This is a genomic window from Streptococcus sp. DD11 (genome assembly GCF_001578865.1).
GTDB lineage: Bacteria > Bacillota > Bacilli > Lactobacillales > Streptococcaceae > Streptococcus > Streptococcus panodentis.
The window spans coordinates 267,212-270,145 of the sequence record NZ_KQ969395.1 but is presented as its reverse complement, the minus strand read 5'-3'; the positions used below and the strand labels follow the sequence as shown (position 1 = coordinate 270,145).

The window sequence follows — 2,934 nt, the reverse complement described above, 5'->3', positions numbered from 1 at the left end:
GAGCAGGGAATGACTGTTCTGACTGGGGAAACCGGGGCCGGCAAATCCATCATCATCGATGCGATGAATATGATGCTGGGCAGCCGGGCGACCACGGATGTCATCCGCCACGGGGCAGCCAAGGCTGAGATTGAGGGCTTTTTTTCCTTGGAAAACAGCCGGGCGCTGCAGGAGCTCTTTGAAGAGCAGGGCTTGGAGCTGACAGATGAGCTGATTATCCGCCGGGAAATCCTGCAAAACGGCCGCAGTGTCAGCCGGATTAACGGCCAGATGGTCAATTTGTCAGTCCTGCGGGCTGTCGGCCAGCATTTGGTAGACATCCACGGCCAGCACGATCAGGAAGAGCTCATGCGCTCTCAGCTCCATATTGCTATGCTGGATGAGTTTGGTCATGAAGCGTTTCAGGAGCTCAAAGGGCGTTATCAGGAGACCTTTGACCGCTACCGCAAGCTGCGCAGACAGGTCCTGACCCTGCAGAAAAGCCAGCAGGAGAACAAAGCGCGGATTGACATGCTGGAATTTCAGATTGCCGAGATTGAAAGCGCAGATTTGAAGAGCGGAGAGGACTTGGCTCTGCATCAGGAGCGGGACCGCCTGCTCAATCACAAGCTCATTGCCGATACGCTGACCAATGCATCCCGTTTGCTGGATAATGAGGAATTTTCCAGTCTGGCCAATGTCCGCTCAGCCATGAATGATCTGGAATCAATCGAAGAATACGATCCAGCATACAAGGACTTGGCAGGAAGCCTGTCCGACAGCTACTATGTTCTGGAAGATGCAGCTAAACGCTTAGAGGATATTCTGGATGGGCTGGATTTTGACAGCAGCCGGCTTCTGCAGCTGGAGAGCCGTTTGGACTTGATTAACAGCATCACCCGCAAGTACGGCGGCGGAGTTGATGATGTGCTGGATTATTTTGCTCAGATTTCAAAGGAGTACCATCTGCTGACTGGCAGCAATCTGTCTTCGGATGATTTAGACAGGGACCTGAAGCTTCTGGAAAGGGAGCTGGTCGGTCTGGCTCAGGAACTCAGTCAGGCCCGGCATGAACTGGCCCAGCAGCTGGAAGCAGAAATCAAGCAGGAGCTGCAGGATCTCTATATGGAAAAGGCCGATTTTCGGGTGCAGTTCAGCAAGGGCAAGTTTAACCGCGAGGGCAATGAGCAGGTCGAGTTTTATATTTCGACCAATCCGGGAGAGGACTTTAAGCCCTTGGTCAAGGTCGCATCAGGCGGAGAGCTGTCCCGGCTCATGCTGGCCATCAAGTCAGCCTTCTCCCGCAAGGAGGGCAAGACCAGTATCGTTTTTGATGAGGTGGACACCGGTGTTTCCGGCCGGGTAGCCCAAGCAATTGCCCAGAAAATCCACAAAATCGGATCCAACGGGCAGGTGCTGGCTATTTCTCACTTGCCGCAGGTTATTGCCATTGCGGATTATCAGTTCTTTATCGAGAAAATTTCAGATGAAAATTCGACTGTCTCAACGGTCCGCCTACTGACGACAGACGAGCGCGTGCAGGAGGTGGCCAAGATGCTGGCAGGAGAAGATGTCACCGAGGCTGCTCTGACGCAGGCCAGAGAATTATTGAAGAAATAAACCACTGCGTCATGCAAATCAAACGATAGAATATGAGAAGCTGGGTATTTTTCATACGGTATCTTCCCAAAGATAGCTCCCTCTGCAGGTGAGGCGCAGCCATCATGGGGGTCCTGTCCCAGCCTCTCTTTAGGAGGTGATAAGTATGACAGACTATTTTGCAATCGGGGATGTCCACGGCAAGGCCGGCATGCTGGACGAGCTGCTCCAGCATTGGGACGGCCAAAGCCAGCTGGTTTTTCTGGGCGATTTGATTGACCGTGGCGAGGACAGCCGAGCAGTCTTGGAGCGGGTCAAGGGCTTGGAGGACCAGGAGGGAGCGATCTGCCTGTCTGGCAATCATGAGTATATGTTTCTGACCTGGCTGGACAATCCTCAACAGTCTTATGACCATTACCGGCGCAACGGCGGTGATACGACGATTAATTCGCTCTTGGGCCGGGCCTTGGATGCGCCTGTCGATGGAGTAGCAGATGCTGAGCGGGTCCGGACAGAAGCAGCTGATGTGGTGGCCTTTATCCGCCAGATGCCTTTTATCCTTGAGACAGAGAGGTATATCTTTGTCCACGCCGGACTGGATTTGAGCCTGCATGATTGGCATGACACATCTGACTATCAGAAGGTTTGGATTCGGACGCCTTTTCATGAGGGATTCAACCGCACTGGCAAGATTATTGTCTTTGGCCATACGCCTACTTTTTATCTGTTGCATCAGGCGCCGGGTACGGATCGCCTCTGGATGACAGAGGATCATAAGATTGGCATGGATGGCGGGGCTGTTTATGGCGGAGTACTCCACGGGGTGCTCTTTGGAAACAGCGGAATCATGGAACGATTTTTTATTAAAAATGACGGCTGGACAGCATTGGAGGGCTGAAAGTCAGACGATGAGAATTCCTGCTGGGCAGCTGGCCGAAAGTAAAGCTGCTGGCGATGGGATAGAAGCGCATCTTAAAAATTAAAAAATAGACCTGTTGGGAGACTGATGAGTATTTTTCCTTTGGCTTTCTTTGAATAGTGAGAAACAGAGCCTTAATAGTCTCTTAACAGTGATAGGACGTGTCAACTGCCTTTGCGGTCAGCGGTCCAAGGCTGCAGTGGAGTCTTGGAGGCTGCAGATGAAAGACCGAAAGGAAGTATCAATAGTCCAGCTAAGCTAATGATATGAGAGTGGGACAGACTCATCCACCAACTCCAAACCTTCCCCGGAGCTTGTGAGCGAGGCAGGCGAAAAGATCTCAGACTTTTCATTTAGCAGTGAACCGACGGAGTTGTTTGCTTATGTACCGACCGCTTAAGGCGAAGGGGCTCAGTATAGGGTTTCCGAATAAGTCT

General features: G+C 52.0%; 2 protein-coding genes. Both read left to right on the top strand.

The genetic code is table 11. From position 1 onward, the window contains the following. On the top strand, nucleotides 1-1,599 hold a 1,599-nt coding region (gene recN / locus STRDD11_RS09020), incomplete at its 5' end, for a DNA repair protein RecN (protein WP_128837117.1). A gap of 145 nt (nucleotides 1,600-1,744) precedes the next feature. Continuing rightward, complete coding sequence (locus STRDD11_RS09015; RefSeq protein WP_128837038.1) at nucleotides 1,745-2,476, top strand: metallophosphoesterase; 732 nt, start codon at nucleotides 1,745-1,747, stop codon at nucleotides 2,474-2,476. The last annotated feature ends 458 nt before the right edge of the window (nucleotides 2,477-2,934 follow it).

What these genes read in the sequence shown, in the direction of transcription:
- STRDD11_RS09015 (WP_128837038.1), top strand. Translation starts at nt 1,745, where the DNA reads ATGACAGACTATTTTGCAATCGGGGATGTCCACGGCAAGGCCGGCATG.